This window comes from Brachybacterium fresconis (assembly GCF_017876515.1).
Taxonomy (GTDB): Bacteria; Actinomycetota; Actinomycetes; order Actinomycetales; family Dermabacteraceae; genus Brachybacterium; species Brachybacterium fresconis.
The window spans coordinates 1,338,152-1,353,931 of sequence record NZ_JAGIOC010000001.1 but is presented as its reverse complement, the minus strand read 5'-3'; the positions used below and the strand labels follow the sequence as shown (position 1 = coordinate 1,353,931).

Genomic DNA, 15,780 nt, shown 5'->3' with positions numbered 1-15,780 from the left:
CCGGTCGATCGGGCGGCAGGAGCGGCTCAGAAGGGCGGAGGCGGCCCGGGCGGATGCAGGTCGCCATCGCGGCCGACCCACCATCCGTCCTCACCATCCGGACCGGTGGTCACGTCCCCCGGGGAGAGCCCTCGTTCCTGGACCTCGCGCCGTCGCCGTGTGCTCTCCGTGCGCATCGCCCGTGATGCTTCGAACTGCTCCCAGGCTGTGGTCATCTCGGTCACGACCTGTTCGGTGGCGAGGTCACGGCCGTCGTCCTGCATCGTCATGAGCATCCCGGAGACGTCCCACCAGGTCTTGCCGGCGAGGTCGTCGCGCACCGGATCGAGCAGGCCGAGCGTCTTCAGCCGGTGGTGCTCGCGGCAGAGGTCGTGCAGGTTGTCCACGTCGGTCGGACCACCGGAGGCGGGATCCTCATGGTCGAACTCCTCGATGTGGTCCGCCTCGGCCAGCCAGGAGGTGGGCCGGTTGCATCCGGGCACCGCGCAGGTGGGGTGGCGCAGCCGAAGATGCTCCAGCTGCGCGGCCGTCGGACGGTAGCGATCCGCGGCCAGGGGCAGGAAGCGGCCCGTGGAAGGGTCGGTCAGGACCCGGTACCAGGAATCCTCGCGGCCCGCGAGGTCACGCGCCATGTCCGCGGGGATGGGAGTGGTGCCGTCGAGCATGCCGGGAGCATCGGATTCTCCGAGCAGGGTCATGAACGGCACCGTCACCGTCATGCGGAACCTCGTTGCGGGCACCTCGACCCCGTCGGTGTCGAGCCACGCACCCAGCAGCACCGAGTAGCGGGTGGTGGTCAGGGGCGGCACCTGGCCGGTGCTCTCGATCATGCCGTCGGGATCCGAGGGGATCGGCGTGCCGTCCTCGAGCGCGGCCAGCTGGGCGTTCTTCACGGCATGGGCGGCCTGGTCGAGACGGCGGCTGAGATCCAGCAGCTCCGGGATCGGGCCGATGATGCGCAGGCAGCCCGTGCCATCGGGCCGCGGCGGATCGAGGACCACGCGGCGGCGAGCCTCGGGGGTGGCGTGCTCGGGCAGCTCGCTGTGCGCGGTCGCGGCCGTGATCAGATGGCCGAGGCGCCGCGAGAAGGCCTCGGGACTGATGGCGAGGTCGGCGTCCGCGAGCGCTTCGTCCACCTCGCGCACAGCATCGTCCCCGAGCTCGTGGGTGCGCTCGATCACCGTCGAGAACCATGCGGCGGGGAAGTCACCCTCGGCCAGGCGGTCGAGGATGTGGGGGAGCAGGGCGCCGACGCGATGGGACTCGCGGATCGTCCGTGCGGCCTGCACCCTCGTGCAGCGCAGCGCGAGGGAGACGTGCAGCTCCTCCATGGCCGCGGCATCCCGATCGAGCTCCGGACCCCAGGGGTCCTGCGACGCCTCGATGACGACGAGATAACGCAGGGCGAGGCGGCGGGAGTCCTGGCGGCCGCTGTCCCACAGCTCCGCCAGCTTCTGCGCGATCCGCGGAGAGCTGCTGAGCCCCGCACGTCGGACCGCATCGCGCGAGATGGGGCCGCGACGCCGCTTCCGGGCCGCCGTCTGCTTCGCCGCCGCGGCCGCTTCGGGGCTGGGAGGCGCGAGGAGGAACGGTGCCGCGCCGTCGTCGAACTCGCCCATCGTCCCTCGCCTCCTTGGGGTCTGCGGCGAGAACTGCTCCCCGCCGGATCATCGAACGTGTGACCTATTCTACAGAGGAGGGTGTGACAGATGGAGAGCTGTGGATAACTTCGGGGCGAGGATGACCTGCAGTGATGGAATGTCGAACGGGCGGATGATTCTTCGTTGTCGACCGCGCGCGGCTCCGCATGCACGTACGGCGGCCCGCATCGCCACGGGGGACGTCACGCTGGCCCTGCGGCCCGCGAGCATCGTCTGCAGCCCCGCGCATCATCCGCGGCCCCGCGCACACGAGCATCTTCTGCGACCCCGCGCACACGAACGGCGACGGCCGCAGGGATGCGACCGCCGCCGTCAGCAGCAGATGGTGCTCAGCAGGGCCGAGCGCGAGAGGCTCTCACAGCCAATCGCCCTGCGCGGCCCTCTTCTCGGCCCCGATCGTCGTGTCCGGGCCGTGCCCGGTGTGCACGACCGTGTCCTCCGGCAGCGCGAACAGGCGCTCCCGGATCGACTGCTCGATCGTCTCCCGCGAGGAGAACGACCGCCCGGTGGCGCCGGGACCGCCCTGGAACAGGGTGTCGCCGACGAACACCGCGCCGAGCTCCTCGACGTAGTAGCAGGTCGAGCCGGGGGAGTGGCCCGGGGTGTGCAGGGCCTCGAGGTCCACGCCGCCGAGGGTGAACATGTCACCGTCGGTGACGTCGCCGTCCCAAGGGAGGTCGCCGTGGGTGAGCTGCCAGACCTCGCGGTCGGCCGGGTTCAGCAGGATCGGAGCCTCGAGCGCCTCGGAGAGCTCCGGGGCCATCCGCACATGATCGTCGTGCGCGTGGGTCAGCAGGATGCCGACGCACTCGCGCTCGCCCACCAGGTCACGGACCGTCGTCACGTCGTGCGGGGCGTCGAGGACGAGGCACTGCTCGTCGTCGCCGAGCACCCACACGTTGTTCTCGACCTCGTGGGTCTCCCCGTCGAGGCTGAAGGTGCCGGAGGTGGTGGCGTGATCGAGTCGGATGCTCATCAGGAGACCACCGCCACGGTGCGCAGGTTCGCGCCGTCGTGCAGGGAATCCAGCGCCGCATCGACCCCGGGCAGATCGGTGCGCCCGGTGACGAAGCGGTCCAGCGGCAGCCGGCCCTGCAGGAACAGGTCCGTGAGATACGGGAAGTCCCGCTCGGGCAGGCAGTCCCCGTACCAGGAGGACTTCAGGGCGCCGCCGCGGCCGAACACGTCCAGCATCGGCAGCGTGATCTCGACGTCCGGGCGGGGGACGCCGACCAGCACGACGCGGCCGGCGAGATCGCGTCCGTAGAACGCGGTCTCGTAGGTCTGCGGGATGCCGACCGCGTCGACGACGACGTCGGCCCCGAAGCCGCCGGTGAGCTCCTGGATCTTCTCGGCGACCTGCTGCGGGGAGAGTCCCTTGGTGGCCAGGGTGTGGGTGGCGCCCAGCTCCTCCGCGGCGGCGAGCTTCTGCTCGTCGACATCGAGACCGATGATCGTCGTGGCCCCGGCGAGCTCCGCCCCGGCGATCGCCGCGCAGCCCACGCCGCCCAGGCCGATCACCGCGATGGACTCGCCGCGCTGGACGGCGCCGGTGTTGATCGCGGCCCCGATGCCGGCCATGACGCCGCAGCCCAGCAGACCGGCGACCTCCGGCGGGGCGTCGGGGGAGACCTTCGTGCACTGGCCCTCGTGGACCAAGGTCTTCTCGGCGAAGGAGCCGATGCCGAGGGCGGCGGTCAGCTCGGTGCCGTCCGGGAGGGTCATGGGCTTCGAGGCGTTGTGGGTGTCGAAGCAGTACTGCGTCACGCCCTTCTTGCAGGCGCGGCACTGGCCGCACACGGCGCGCCAGTTCAGCACGACGTAGTCGCCGATCTCGACGTGGGTGACGTCCTCGCCGATCGCCGAGACGCGGCCCGCGGACTCATGGCCCAGCAGGAAGGGGAACTCGTCGTTGATGCCGCCGTCGCGGTAGGCGAGATCGGTGTGGCAGACACCGGTGGCCTCGATGTCGACGACGACGTCGTTCGGTCCCGGGTCCGGTACGACGATGTCGACCAGTTCGGCGGGCTGTTTCTCGGCGCGGGCGACGACGCCCTTCACGGTCCAGGACATGCTGGCCTCCTTCGAGGTCGGGGTTCCGGGCCAGCCTAGCCGTGACCAGCTCCGCGGCGCCTGTCGATGAGCAGGGCCGGACGGGTCCGGGCCGGGTGCCGAGAGTGCACGCGCAGGCGCGGCGGACGTCCGCTCGCAGGCGCGGTCGGCGTCCGCTCGTGGGCGCGGTCGACGACGGGACACCAGGCCGACGACCCTCGCTCGCAGGCACGGCCGACGTCCGCGCGCCGGGCCTCCTAGAATGGTCCGCGGTGCCGCGCCCCGGTGCCCGCACCCCGTGACCCCTCAGGACGACTCCCGACGAAAGCGATGCCCGTGTCCGACACACCCCCCGCGCCCGAGGCGCCCCAGATCGACGAGGCGAGCATCACCGCCGCGGTCGACGACGCGCTCGCCGCGATCGCCGCTGCGCCCGACACCGCCTCCCTGAAGCAGGTGCGGACCCGGCACGTGGGCGATGCGAGCGTGCTGACCTCCGCGAACCGCGCCATCAAGGATCTGCCCAAGGACCGCAAGGCCGCCGCCGGCAAGCTGGTGGGCCAGGGCAAGGGCCGCGTGCAGAAGGCGCTGTCGGCCCGGCAGGAGGAGCTCGCCGCCGCCGAGGAGGAGGCCGCGCTCGCCGCCGAGACCGTCGACGTCACGCTGCCCACGGATCTGCGCCCCCGGGGCGCCGCGCACCCGCTGACCACGCTGACCGATCGCATCGGCGACTTCTTCGTCGGGATCGGCTGGGAGATCGCCGAGGGCCCGGAGATCGAGTCCTCCTGGCTGAACTTCGATGCCCTGAACGCCGATCCCGAGCACCCCTCGCGCTCGCTGCAGGACACGCTGTACGTCGCGCCCGAGGGCTCCGGGATGCTGCTGCGCACCCAGACCTCGCCGGTGCAGATCCGCGCGATGCTCGAGCGCGGCGCCCCGCTGTACGTGGCCTGCCCGGGGACCGTGTACCGCGCCGACGAGATCGACGCGACCCACTCGCCGATGTTCCACCAGGTCGAGGGTCTCGCGATCGATGAGAACCTGACTATGGCGAACCTCGTCGGGACGCTGGACGCCCTCGCGGCGCACCTGTTCGGCGGGGCGCCCATCACGCGGCTGCGCCCCAACCACTTCCCCTTCACCGAGCCCAGCGCCGAGATGGACTTCCGCTGCTTCCGCTGCCAGGCGCGGCTGGGCCTGGACCACGACGCGGACCCGGACTGCCGGGTCTGCGGCGGCACCGGCTGGATCGAGATGGGCGGCTGCGGCATGGTCCATCCGAACGTGCTCCGCGCCGCCGGGGTGGACCCCGAGAGGTACCAGGGCTTCGCCTTCGGCCTCGGGATCGAGCGTCTGCTCATGCTCCGCAACGGCGTGGCGGACATGCGCGACATGGTGGAGGGCGACGTCCGCTTCTCCCAGCACTACGGGACGGAGATCTGAGATGCCTCGCATTCCCCTGACCTGGCTCGCCGAGCACGCGAGCCTGCCCTCCGACGCTTCGGCCCTGCAGGTCGCCACGGACCTCTCCCGGGTGGGCCTCGAGGAGGAGACGATCTTCGGCGCGCAGGTGACCGGCCCGCTGGTCGTCGGCCGCGTGCTCGAGCTCGTGGGCGAGCCGCAGAAGAACGGAAAGACCATCAACTGGGTGCGCGTGGACGTCGGCCCCGAGCACAACGAGGACGCCGACGATCCCCAGGACCCCCAGCCGGGCGCGGAGCGCCCCAGCCGCGGCATCGTCTGCGGCGCGCACAACTTCGTCGCGGGAGATCTCGTCGTGGTCTCCCTGCCGGGCACCGTGCTGCCCGGAGACTTCGCGATCGCCGCGCGGAAGACCTACGGGCACACATCCGACGGGATGATCTGCTCCGGCCAGGAGCTGGGACTGGGCGAGGATCCGTCGGGCGAGGACGGCATCATCGTGCTCGGCCGCGGGCATGCGGAAGGCCTGAGCGCCGCGCCCGGCGACGACGCGATCGCCCTGCTGGGGCTGTCCGACGAGGTCGTCGAGATCAACGTGACCCCCGACCGCGGGTACTGCTTCTCGATGCGCGGCGTGGCCCGCGAATACTCCCACGCCACCGGCGCGGATTTCACCGACCCGGTCACCACCGTCGAGGTCCCGACCCCGGCCGGACCCGGCGTCGCGGTGCAGCTGCACGACGACGCCCCGCTCCCGTCCGGCCCGGGCTGCAGCCGCTTCGTCGCCCTCGAGGTGCACGGCGTGGATCCCACCGCGCAGACGCCCCGCTGGATGGCGCGGCGCCTCACCCAGGCCGGCATGCGACCGATCTCCCTGATCGTCGACGTGACCAACTACGTCATGCTCGATCTCGGCCAGCCCCTGCACGCCTATGACGCCGAGCAGGTCGTCGCCCCCATCGTGGTGCGCCGTGCGCGGGCGGGGGAGGAGCTCACCACGCTCGACGACGTCACCCGCCGCCTCGATGCCGAGGACCTGCTGATCACCGACAGCGACGGCGGCGAGGGCGCGCGCGTGCTCGGCATCGCCGGCGTCATGGGCGGCGAGGACACCGAGGTCTCCCCGGCCACACGGGACATCGTCCTGGAGGCCGCGACCTTCGACCCCGTCACGGTGGCCCGCTCCGCCCGCCGCCACCGGCTCCCGTCGGAGGCCTCCAAGCGCTTCGAGCGCGGCGTGGATCCGCAGCTTCCGCTGGTCGCCGCCCACCGCGCGGCCCAGCTGATGGTCGAGTTCGGCGGCGGGACGATCGCCCCGGAGGTCACCGACGAGGGAACCGTCCAGCAGCCGGTCGCGATCACCCTCGCCCTCGGCGACGCCGAGCGCGTGGTCGGGATCGAGTACACCCCGGCGCAGGTGCGCGGGTCCCTCGAGCAGATCGGCTGCACCGTCGACGCAAGCGGCGAGGACACCCTCGTGGTCACCCCGCCGAGCTGGCGCCCGGACCTCACCCTGCGGGAGGACCTGGTCGAGGAGATCGCACGCCTGGTCGGCTACGAGAAGATCCCCTCGGTCCTGCCGACGGCCCCCGGCGGTCGCGGTCTGACCATCGCCCAGCGGGCGCGCCGCGATGCGAACCGGGCGCTGGTCGAGGCGGGCCTGACCGAGGTCGCCTCCGCCCCGTTCGTCGCCGACGGCATCTTCGACGCATTCGGCTACACGGAGGATGATCCGCGACGCGAGGCCGTGCGGCTGTTGAACCCGCTGGCCGACGACGAGCCCCTGCTGCGCACCTCCCTGCTGCAGACTCTGCTGCCCGTGGCACGGCGCAACCTGGGCCGGGGCGCGGAGTCGGTGGCGATCTTCCAGATCGCCGGCACCTCGATCGCCCGCGGGACGCAGGCGCGCTCGCCGATCCCGGCGGCCTCGCAGCGTCCCACCGACGCGGAGCTCGAGGAGATCCTCGGCGCGCTGCCCGCGCAGACCCGCACCCTGGCGGCCGTGGTCGGCGGCGCCTCCGGGCCGGGCTCCTGGCAGGGCGATCCTGCGCCCTGGGGCTGGGCCGACGCGCTCGACCTCGCCCGTCGCGCGGCCATGGCCGTCGGCGCCCGTCTCGAGGTGCGCCAGCGCGAGATCGCGCCCTTCCATCCCGGTCGTGCCGGGGAGCTGCGCATCGCCGGGGCCGACGGGGGGTCCGTCGTCGTCGGCCATGCCGGCGAGCTGCACCCCGCCGTGGTCGCGGAGTTCTCGCTCCCGGCGCGCACCAGCGCCCTGGAGCTCGATCTCGAGGCCCTGATCGCCTCGGCGCCGAGCGTCGTACGGGCCGTTCCCGTGCCCACGTACCCGCTGGCCAAGGAGGACTTCGCCTTCGTGGTGGAGGACTCGGTGCCCGCGAGCGCGGTCCAGGCCGCGATCGTGGTGGGCATCGGCGACCTGGCGGAGGACGTGCACCTGTTCGACGTGTACACCGGAGACCAGATCGGCGACGGCAAGAAGTCGCTGGCCTTCTCCGTGCGGCTGCGCTCGGCCGAGGGCACGCTGAGCGCGGAGCAGATCGGCGAGGCCCGGCGGCGCTGCATCACCGCGGTGGAGACCGCCGTCGGGGGCGTGCTCCGAGCATGAGCGATGCACACGCGGACGCGATGGCGGGCGGACCGTCGCCCGGATCGGACCCTGCCCCCGCCGAACCGGCGCCGGCCGCGGTCCCGGCCGGATCGGCCCCGGCCCACGCCGCACCGGCCCCTGCCGAACCGGCCCCTGCCGAACCGGCCCTGCCCCAGCAGCGGGGGACCGTGGCGTGGGCGCTCGGCTTCCTCGCCTACATCCCGATCCCGGTGGTCAACGTGCTCATCGTCGGCGCCGTGCAGGTCGTCGTCGGCCTCGCACAGCGCAAGCACGGCGGCCTCGCCGCGGTCAACGGGGTGCGGGCGGCGAACTGGGGTCTGACCCAGCTGTGCTATCCGATCCTCCTGGCGATCACCGTGACGGTGGGCCTGCTCACCGGGACCCCGTCGGGGACCGGCGGCGTCGTGTTCCACCCGGCGATGAACGCCGTCGTCTTCACGGTCCTCGGACTGTGGTTCGTGGTGGGGATCCTCGAGCTCGTCTACGGCATCGTCGGCACGGTGCAGGCACATCGAGGACGCCGGGTCCGGCTGCCGGTGATCCCCTTCCTGCGCGCCCCGCGCGACGGGGGCCATGGCGACGGCTGAGGGCACGACGACGCCCGAGGGCAGATCGGCCCCACCCAGCGGCCTGGCCACGGCGGCCTACCGCGGCATCAGCCTCGACGTCGGCCGGAAGGCGTTCTCGCCCGCTGCCGTGATCACGCTGATCGGCCGCCTCGCCGACCTGGGCTTCACCGCGCTGCACCTGCACCTGACCGAGACCCATCGCGTCGGGGTGCGGCTGCCCGGCTTCGAGGAGCTCGCGGCCGACGACGCCTGGGACGCGCGCGACATCGCGGAGATCGTCGCCTCCGCCGGTGCCGCGGGCATCTCCCTGATCCCCGAGGTCGACCTGCCCTCCCATGCCGCCGCGCTGCTGGTCGGCCGGGAGCAGCTGCGGCTGGTCGACCGCCACGGCACCGTGCACGCGGATCGGCTGGACATCTCCCGTCCCGAGGCGCTGGATTTCGCGCTCGAGCTGCTCGAGGCCGCAGCCCGGGCCTTCCCCGGGGACGCGATCCACCTCGGCGGCGACGAGTTCTTCGCCGCGCCCTGGGAGGACGAGGACGCTCAGCATCCCGAGCGATTCCCGTCCCTGGTCGAGCACGCGCGGCGAGAGGTGGGCGAGGGGGCGACGGCGCACGACTCGTACGCCCTGTTCATCAACACCCTGGCCGCACGGGCCCTCGAGCTCGGCCGTACCCCGATGCTGTGGAACGACCACGTGGTCCCCGCCTCCGCGGCGCCGCTGGTGCCGATCAGCACCGAGGTGGTGCTGGATGTGTGGATCCGTTGGCGGCAGTGGACCCCGTCGGTGCACGACTTCCTCGGGTCGGGGTATCGCGTGGTCACCTCGCACGGGGACCTGCTGTACTTCGTGCTCTCCGGGGACGGGATCCCTGCCCCGCACGGCCGAGGACGATTCGGCCTGCTCGAGGACACCTTCGCCCCGCGCCGCTTCATGGGGCTCGCCGCCCAGGACGTCCATCTCGACGTGCCCCGCGTTCCCGCGGGAACGCCCGATCCGGTGCTCGGCGCCTCGCTCTCGGTCTGGTGCGACAGTCCCGAGGCGCTCGGGGAGCGCGAGACGCTCGAACTGCTCGACACCTGGCTGGTGCCCTTCGCACGGGTGATGGGGGAGCGCGGCTGAGGGATGGTGCCGGAGTCGTGGGAGCCGGGGCGACGACGAGGGACGCTCTCGTGCAGGAATCGGACGGTCGGCGTCTGGTACTTATGCGGTGAAGTGGCTAGGGTCTTCGTCGTGCGACGACGCACAGCCCGCCGGGCATCGACCACGACCTCACCGGAGGAGACCTCATGGCAGCCATCTCTCGCAGGACGATGCTCGCAGGGACCGGAGGTCTCGCCCTCGGCGGGCTCTCCGCCGCAGCGCTCGCCGGCCCCGCCCAGGCCGATCCCGTCCGTCGGCCCGGACGCAGCCCCGTCTCCATCGCCTACATAGAGGTCAACGACAACACCCTGGAGAACGTCGGCCGGTACACGCTCGACGACGGGAGCGCCGCATTCGACGTCGCCGTCATCTTCGCGGCGAACATCAACTACGACGGCGAGCGTGCCTACCTGCACCTCAACGAGAACGTCCAGCACGTCCTCGATCATGGCGACACCCTCGTGCGCCCGCTCCAGGAGCTGGGGATCAAGGTCACGCTGTCGGTCCTCGGCAACCACCAGGGGGCCGGCTTCGCCAACTTCCCCGACGCGCACGCCGCTGATCGGTTCGCGCAGGAGGTCGCCACCACGGTGCGCCGCTACGGGCTGGACGGGGTGGATCTCGACGACGAGTGGGTCGAGTACGGCAAGAACGGCACCGGGATGCCCAACGAGCACTCGTTCGTCGACCTGGTCGAGTCGCTGCGCAAGCATCTGCCGAACAAGCTGATCAGCTTCTATGTCATCGGGCCTGCTGCGGAGCACCAGGTGTTCGAGGGCCGACGAGTCGGAGACGCCATCGACTATGCCTGGAACCCCTACTACGGCGCGTTCCTCGATCTCGATGTGCCGGGGCTTCCTCGCTCGCGGTACGGGGCCGCCGCCGTCGACTTCCGCGCCGGCAGCGCCACGACCCCGGAGCTCGTCGGTGATTTCGCCGAGCGGACTCTCGAGGGAGGGTACGGGGCGCTGGTGACCTACCAGCTGCAGCCCAGCGACCAGTCCGAGCTGGTCTCCGCGTTCACCGGGCCGTTCTACGGCAGTACGGCCCAGTACGGGTGAGACGGATGCCTCCGCTGCTCCGCCAGGCAGCGGCTGCACTCGTCGCACGGGCCAGCCCGGCACCCTCCTCGGGGTGCGGGGCGGGCCCGTGCGGGTGGTCCTTGCGCTGAACTGATCAGCCCTTCGTCGGCGTGAAGTCGGCGATGGTCCGGATCATGTTGTTGTAGCCGTCGACGCGCGGGAAGTAGTCGATCTCCTCGGCCTGCTTGAGCCCGGACCACTGCTTCGTCGTGAACATGCCGCCCGCGCCGTTGGACTGCACCGGGATGTACGGAGCGTCGTCGGCGACGGCCTGCTGCAGGACCTGGCAGTGCTCGATGATCTGATCGACCTGGTCCGGCGGCGTCTGGGTGATGGCCGTGATGGCGTCGCCTTCAAGGACGACGAGATCCACCACACCACCTACGAGTGGAGCAAGCGGCTCAAGCACCGCATGCTCGACCGGGCCTGAGCTCTCGCGGGTCGGGACTCGGGCGGACGGTGCGCCGGGCTCGGTCGGCCGATGTGACGGCACCCGCAGGAATCCCATTGGCTGATCATGCAGTCAGCTGTATATACTTCCGACATGACCTCTGCACCGGGTGCCCCCACTCCTGCGACCCCTGCGTCCGCGATCACCGCCCCCGCGCCCGCGGCGGCGAGTGCGGCACCCACGCGCCTGCCGCGAGCGGCCGTCGTCGGGGCGTCCGGGTACGCCGGCGGGGAAGCGCTGCGCCTGCTGGCCGGGCACCCTGGCATCGAAGTCGCCACCGTCACCGCGCACTCGAGCGCCGGCAAGCGCCTCAGCCAGGTCGCCCCGCACATCGACCTCGGGCACGACCCCGTGCTGCAGGAGACCACGGTGGAGACGCTGCGCGGCCACGACGTGGTGATCCTCGCCCTGCCCCACGGGCAGTCGGGACAGATCGCCGCCGCCCTGCGGGTCGAGGACCCAGACGTGCTGGTGCTCGACCTCGGCGCCGACCATCGGCTCGAGAGCGCCGAGGACTGGGCGGCGTACTACGGCAGCGAGCACTCCGGCACCTGGACCTACGGCATGCCCGAACTGCCGCTGGCCGACGGCCGCCGCCAGCGCGAGCTGCTGGTCGGCGCCCGGGAGATCGCCGTCCCCGGCTGCAACGCCACCGCCGTCTCTCTTGCCCTGGCCCCGCTGGTGCGCGCCGAGCTGATCGACGCCACCCGGATGAGCGCCGTGCTGCCCGTCGGCCCCTCCGGCGCGGGCCGTGCCCCCAAGCAGCACCTGCTGTTCAGCGAGATCTCCGGGGCCGCCTCGGCCTATGCCGTCGGCGGCACCCACCGGCACGTCCCCGAGGTGCTCCAGAATCTGCGCCGCGCCTCTGGGCGCGAGGATCTCCGCCTGGGCTTCACCCCCGTGCTGGTGCCGATGAGCCGCGGCATCCTCGCGGTGATCACGGCGCCGGTGACCGACTCGACGACCACCGCGGATCTGCTGGACGCCCTGCGTGCCGACTACGCCGAAGAGCACTTCGTGACCGTGCTCGAGGAGGGGGTCTTCCCCTCCACCGGGGAGGTGGTCGGGGCGAACACCATCCGCCTGGGCGCCGCGACCGACCCCCGAAGCGGCCAGGCCACCGTGATCGCAGCGATCGACAACCTGGTCAAGGGCACGGCCGGCGCCGCGCTGCAGTCGCTGAACCTCGCTCTGGGGATCGAGGAGGGCACCGGCCTCACCCGCACCGCGATCGCCCCCTGAGCCCGCGTCCCCCCGCAGCGCACACCGTCCCGGCTCACCCCACCGCAGCCCCGCACCGTCGGCCCCGTCCCGACCGACCCGACAGAGGAGACCTCGTGTCGATCACCCGTCCCCACGGCTTCCGCGCCATCGGCCTCGACGCCGGCATCAAGCCCGCCGCCGCCCCGGACCTCGCCCTCGTCGTCAACGACGGCCCCCGCGACACCGCGGCCGCCGTCTTCACCGCCAACCGCGTGCAGGCCGCCCCCGTCCTCTGGTCGCGCGAGGCCGTCGCCGACGGCCGGGCGCGCGCCGTGGTGCTGAACTCCGGCGGGGCCAACGCCTGCACCGGCCCCGACGGCTTCGCCGACACCCACCGCACCGCCGAGCACCTCGCCGGCCTCCTGGACGTCTCCGCGCAGGACGTCCTGGTCTGCTCGACCGGCCTGATCGGCGAACGGCTGCCGATGGACCCGCTGCTGGCCGGCGTCACCGAGGCGACGCAGCAGCTCACCGCGGGCGGCGAGGCCGATGCGGCCGCCGCCCGCGCGATCATGACGACCGACTCGGTGGCCAAGACCGCCGAGGCCACGACCCCGTCGGGCGCGACGGTCGGCGGCATCGCCAAGGGCGCCGGGATGCTCGCTCCGCAGCTCGCGACCATGCTCGTCGTGCTCACCACCGACGCGGACGTCGACGCCGCCACCGCCGACGCCGCGCTGCGCGCCGCGACGGCGACCACCTTCGACCGGGTCGACTCCGACGCCTGCATGTCCACCAACGACACCGTGATCCTGCTGGCCTCCGGGGCGTCGGGGATCGCCCCCGGCCTCGAGGAGCTCACCGAGGCCGTCCGCACGGTCAGCGCCGACCTCGCCCGCCAGCTGGTCGCCGACGCGGAAGGCGCGAGCCATGACGTCCACGTCGTCGTCCGCTCCGCGAGCACCGAGGACGCGGCCCTCGCCGTGGCGCGCGAGATCGCCCGCTCCAACCTGGTCAAGGCCGCGATCTTCGGCAACGACCCGAACTGGGGCCGCATCGTGGCCGCCGCCGGCTGCGTGCCCGAGTCCGTCGCCCCCTTCGCCGTCGACGACCTCTCCGTGCACGTCAACGGCGTGCAGGTGTGCCGCTCCGGCGGCGCCCACCGCGACCGCTCCGAGGTCGACATGACCCCGCGCGAGACCCGTATCGAGGTCGACCTCGGTGCCGGCTCCGCGAGCGGGGACATCTGGACCAACGACCTCACCCACGAATACGTCGAAGAGAACAGCGCCTACTCCTCATGACCGACCAGCCCGAGACGTCTTCGCAGAACGAGACCCCCGACCCGGCCGCGACCGACGGCCCGCTGGTCGGCAAGAACCCGCTCGCCCAGCTCGACGCCGCCCGCACCGAGGCGCGCGAGAAGTCCGAGGTGCTCATCGAGGCGATGCCCTGGATGCAGCGGTTCCGCGGCAGGATCGTCGTGGTGAAGTACGGCGGCAACGCCATGGTCGACGAGGAGCTGCGCCGCGGCTTCGCGGCGGACATGGTCTTCATGCGCCTGGCCGGCATCCACGTCGTCGTGGTCCACGGCGGCGGACCGCAGATCACCACGATGCTCGACCGCGTCGGCATCGACTCCGCCTTCCAGGGCGGGCTGCGCGTGACCGACACCGACACGATGGACGTGGTGCGCATGGTCCTCGTGGGCCAGGTGGGGCGCCAGCTCGTCGGCCTCATCAACCACCACGGTCCCTTCGCCGTGGGGATGTCCGGCGAGGACGCGCGACTCCTCACCGCGACGCGCCGCGGCGCCGTCGTCGACGGGGAGGACGTGGACCTCGGGCATGTCGGCGCCGTCGACGGCGTGCACATCGATGCGATCAGCGACCTGCTCGCGGGCGGCCGCATCCCGGTGATCTCCTCGATCGCCCCGGAGATCGACGCCCATGGCGAGCCCACCGGCGAGGTGCTCAACATCAACGCCGACCTCGCGGCCGCGGCGCTCGCCGAGGGACTGGACGCCGAGAAGCTCGTGATGCTCACCGACGTCGAGGGCCTCTACCGCGACTGGCCCGATCGCGGATCGCTGATCCCGGAGATCTCCGCGAGCGAGCTGCGCGCGATGCTGCCCACCCTCACCTCGGGGATGATCCCGAAGGCGGAGGCGCTGCTCGGCGCGGTCGACGCCGGGGTGCGCACCGCCGCCATGATCGACGGGCGCATCGAGCACGCCGTGCTGCTGGAGGTCTTCACCACCAAGGGTGTCGGCACGATGGTCAGGAGGGACGACTATGTCTGAGCTGGAGAAGAACTCCCCGCAGGGGACGACCTCGGGGCCCCCCATCCACTCCGCCGGCGCGGGGGAGGGCTCCGGCGACCTCGCCACGCGCTACGGCGAGGCGCTGCTGCCCGTGTTCGGCGCCCCGCAGCGGATCCTCGCCCGCGGAGAGGGGACGCGCGTCTGGGACACCGACGGGAAGGAGTACCTCGACCTGCTGGCCGGTATCGCCGTGAACACCCTCGGCCACGCCCATCCGGCGATCCTGTCCGCGCTGACCAAGCAGGCCGAGACCCTCGGGCACGTCTCGAACTTCTTCGCCACGGCCCCGCAGATCGAGCTCGCCGAGAAGCTGCTGACCCTCGCCGGTGCCCCGGCCGGTTCCGGGGTGTTCTTCGCGAACTCCGGCACCGAGGCGAACGAGGCGGCGTTCAAGATCGCGCGCCGCACCGGGCGACCGCGCATCCTGTCCCTGACGAACTCCTTCCACGGCCGCACCATGGGCGCTCTCGCCCTGACCGCGAAGGAGGCCTACCGGGCTCCCTTCGAGCCGCTGCCCGGAGGGGTGGAGTTCGTGCCCGCCGGTGACGAGCGGGCTCTGGCCGAGGCCCTCGCCCCCGGCGATGTGGCCGCCGTGTTCGCCGAGCCCATCCAGGGCGAGGCCGGAGTGCTGCCGCTGAGCCCCGAGTACCTCCGCGCCCTGCGTCGCCTCACCCGGGAGCACGGCACCCTGCTGATCCTCGACGAGGTCCAGACCGGCATGGGCCGGACCGGGAACTGGTTCGCCCACCAGGGGATCGACGGCCTGCAGCCCGACGTCATGACGCTGGCCAAGGGCCTCGGGGGCGGCTTCCCGATCGGTGCCGTGATCAGCTTCGGCGCGGACGTCCACGACCTGCTCCAGCCCGGCCAGCACGGCACCACCTTCGGCGGCAATCCGCTGGCCGCCGCGGCGGGCCTCGCCGTGATCGGCACCCTGCTCGAGGACGGCGTGCTCGAGCACGTCCGCACCGTCGGTGCGCAGCTGAGCGCCGACGTGCTCGCGCTCGAGGACCCCCTGATCACCGGGGTGCGCGGCGCCGGGCTACTGCTCGGCATCGGGCTCGCGGAGCCGATCGCGAAGCAGGTCGTCGCCGCGGCGCTGGAGGCCGGCTTCATCATCAACGCGCCCGACGCCTCGACCCTGCGCCTCGCCCCGCCCCTGATCATCGCCCAGGCGGACCTCGACAGCTTCGTCGCCGCCCTGCCCGACCTGCTCGCGGCCGCCACGGCCGCCGGAGGGAACTGAC

The 15,780-nt window shown here is 72.3% G+C and carries 13 protein-coding genes; 9 read left to right on the top strand and 4 right to left on the bottom strand.

The annotated features are described in order from the left end of the window. Positions 1-26: 26 nt before the first annotated feature. The 3 genes from JOF44_RS06150 to JOF44_RS06140 all read right to left on the bottom strand — a co-directional run bounded on the left by JOF44_RS06150 (position 27) and on the right by JOF44_RS06140 (position 3,734). Positions 27-1,619 (bottom strand): HNH endonuclease signature motif containing protein, encoded by a 1,593-nt coding sequence (locus JOF44_RS06150; protein WP_209888634.1) that lies wholly within the window; start codon positions 1,617-1,619, stop codon positions 27-29. Positions 1,620-2,016: 397 nt separating this feature from the next. Beyond that, a complete protein-coding gene (locus tag JOF44_RS06145) occupies positions 2,017-2,637 on the bottom strand; it encodes an MBL fold metallo-hydrolase (protein ID WP_209888631.1) in 621 nt (206 codons plus the stop codon). Next, a complete protein-coding gene (locus tag JOF44_RS06140) occupies positions 2,637-3,734 on the bottom strand; it encodes an S-(hydroxymethyl)mycothiol dehydrogenase (RefSeq protein ID WP_209888628.1) in 1,098 nt (365 codons plus the stop codon). The genes JOF44_RS06145 and JOF44_RS06140 overlap by 1 nt, the downstream gene beginning before the upstream one ends. A 309-nt stretch (positions 3,735-4,043) precedes the next feature. On the opposite strand from JOF44_RS06140, the gene pheS reads away from it, so the two are divergent. The 5 genes from pheS to JOF44_RS06115 all read left to right on the top strand — a co-directional run bounded on the left by pheS (position 4,044) and on the right by JOF44_RS06115 (position 10,535). Further along, positions 4,044-5,156 (top strand): phenylalanine--tRNA ligase subunit alpha, encoded by a 1,113-nt coding sequence (gene pheS, locus JOF44_RS06135; RefSeq protein ID WP_209888625.1) that lies wholly within the window; start codon positions 4,044-4,046, stop codon positions 5,154-5,156. Between the two features lies 1 nt (position 5,157). Then, a complete protein-coding gene (pheT, locus tag JOF44_RS06130) occupies positions 5,158-7,758 on the top strand; it encodes a phenylalanine--tRNA ligase subunit beta (RefSeq protein ID WP_209888622.1) in 2,601 nt (866 codons plus the stop codon). Continuing rightward, positions 7,755-8,348: a magnetosome magnetite crystal formation protein family gene (locus JOF44_RS06125; protein WP_245348870.1), complete on the top strand. Its 594-nt coding sequence runs from the start codon at positions 7,755-7,757 to the stop codon at positions 8,346-8,348. Before pheT ends, JOF44_RS06125 begins: the two co-directional genes overlap by 4 nt. After that, complete coding sequence (locus JOF44_RS06120) at positions 8,335-9,453, top strand: family 20 glycosylhydrolase (protein WP_209888619.1); 1,119 nt, start codon at positions 8,335-8,337, stop codon at positions 9,451-9,453. Before JOF44_RS06125 ends, JOF44_RS06120 begins: the two co-directional genes overlap by 14 nt. 167 nt (positions 9,454-9,620) lie before the next feature. Continuing rightward, positions 9,621-10,535, top strand: coding sequence for an endo-beta-N-acetylglucosaminidase H (locus JOF44_RS06115; RefSeq protein ID WP_209888616.1), 915 nt, complete (start codon positions 9,621-9,623; stop codon positions 10,533-10,535). Positions 10,536-10,650: 115 nt separating this feature from the next. Here the strand turns inward: JOF44_RS06115 and JOF44_RS06110 are convergent, their stop codons facing one another. Beyond that, positions 10,651-10,929: a hypothetical protein gene (locus tag JOF44_RS06110; RefSeq protein WP_209888613.1), complete on the bottom strand. Its 279-nt coding sequence runs from the start codon at positions 10,927-10,929 to the stop codon at positions 10,651-10,653. 171 nt (positions 10,930-11,100) lie between these two features. On the opposite strand from JOF44_RS06110, the gene argC reads away from it, so the two are divergent. The 4 genes from argC to JOF44_RS06090 all read left to right on the top strand — a co-directional run bounded on the left by argC (position 11,101) and on the right by JOF44_RS06090 (position 15,779). Continuing rightward, on the top strand, positions 11,101-12,249 hold the full coding sequence (gene argC, locus JOF44_RS06105; protein ID WP_209888610.1) for an N-acetyl-gamma-glutamyl-phosphate reductase: 1,149 nt from the start codon (positions 11,101-11,103) through the stop codon (positions 12,247-12,249). 95 nt (positions 12,250-12,344) lie between these two features. Further along, positions 12,345-13,514, top strand: coding sequence for a bifunctional glutamate N-acetyltransferase/amino-acid acetyltransferase ArgJ (gene argJ / locus JOF44_RS06100; protein WP_209888607.1), 1,170 nt, complete (start codon positions 12,345-12,347; stop codon positions 13,512-13,514). Continuing rightward, the gene (gene argB, locus JOF44_RS06095; RefSeq protein WP_245348869.1) at positions 13,511-14,512 is read left to right on the top strand and encodes an acetylglutamate kinase; all 1,002 of its coding nucleotides are present in this window, start codon (positions 13,511-13,513) and stop codon (positions 14,510-14,512) included. The genes argJ and argB overlap by 4 nt, the downstream gene beginning before the upstream one ends. Further along, positions 14,505-15,779 carry an acetylornithine transaminase gene (locus JOF44_RS06090; protein WP_209888604.1) on the top strand — a complete coding sequence of 425 codons (1,275 nt, stop codon included), beginning with the start codon at positions 14,505-14,507 and terminating at the stop codon, positions 15,777-15,779. The genes argB and JOF44_RS06090 overlap by 8 nt, the downstream gene beginning before the upstream one ends. Position 15,780: the final 1 nt, after the last annotated feature.

Coding starts and splice junctions, on each gene's coding strand:
- argC (WP_209888610.1), top strand. CDS start 11,101: ATGACCTCTGCACCGGGTGCCCCCACTCCTGCGACCCCTGCGTCCGCG.
- JOF44_RS06120 (WP_209888619.1), top strand. CDS start 8,335: ATGGCGACGGCTGAGGGCACGACGACGCCCGAGGGCAGATCGGCCCCA.
- pheS (WP_209888625.1), top strand. CDS start 4,044: ATGCCCGTGTCCGACACACCCCCCGCGCCCGAGGCGCCCCAGATCGAC.
- JOF44_RS06125 (WP_245348870.1), top strand. CDS start 7,755: ATGAGCGATGCACACGCGGACGCGATGGCGGGCGGACCGTCGCCCGGA.
- JOF44_RS06150 (WP_209888634.1), bottom strand. CDS start 1,619: ATGGGCGAGTTCGACGACGGCGCGGCACCGTTCCTCCTCGCGCCTCCC.
- JOF44_RS06115 (WP_209888616.1), top strand. CDS start 9,621: ATGGCAGCCATCTCTCGCAGGACGATGCTCGCAGGGACCGGAGGTCTC.
- JOF44_RS06145 (WP_209888631.1), bottom strand. CDS start 2,637: ATGAGCATCCGACTCGATCACGCCACCACCTCCGGCACCTTCAGCCTC.
- pheT (WP_209888622.1), top strand. CDS start 5,158: ATGCCTCGCATTCCCCTGACCTGGCTCGCCGAGCACGCGAGCCTGCCC.
- argB (WP_245348869.1), top strand. CDS start 13,511: ATGACCGACCAGCCCGAGACGTCTTCGCAGAACGAGACCCCCGACCCG.
- JOF44_RS06140 (WP_209888628.1), bottom strand. CDS start 3,734: ATGTCCTGGACCGTGAAGGGCGTCGTCGCCCGCGCCGAGAAACAGCCC.
- JOF44_RS06090 (WP_209888604.1), top strand. CDS start 14,505: ATGTCTGAGCTGGAGAAGAACTCCCCGCAGGGGACGACCTCGGGGCCC.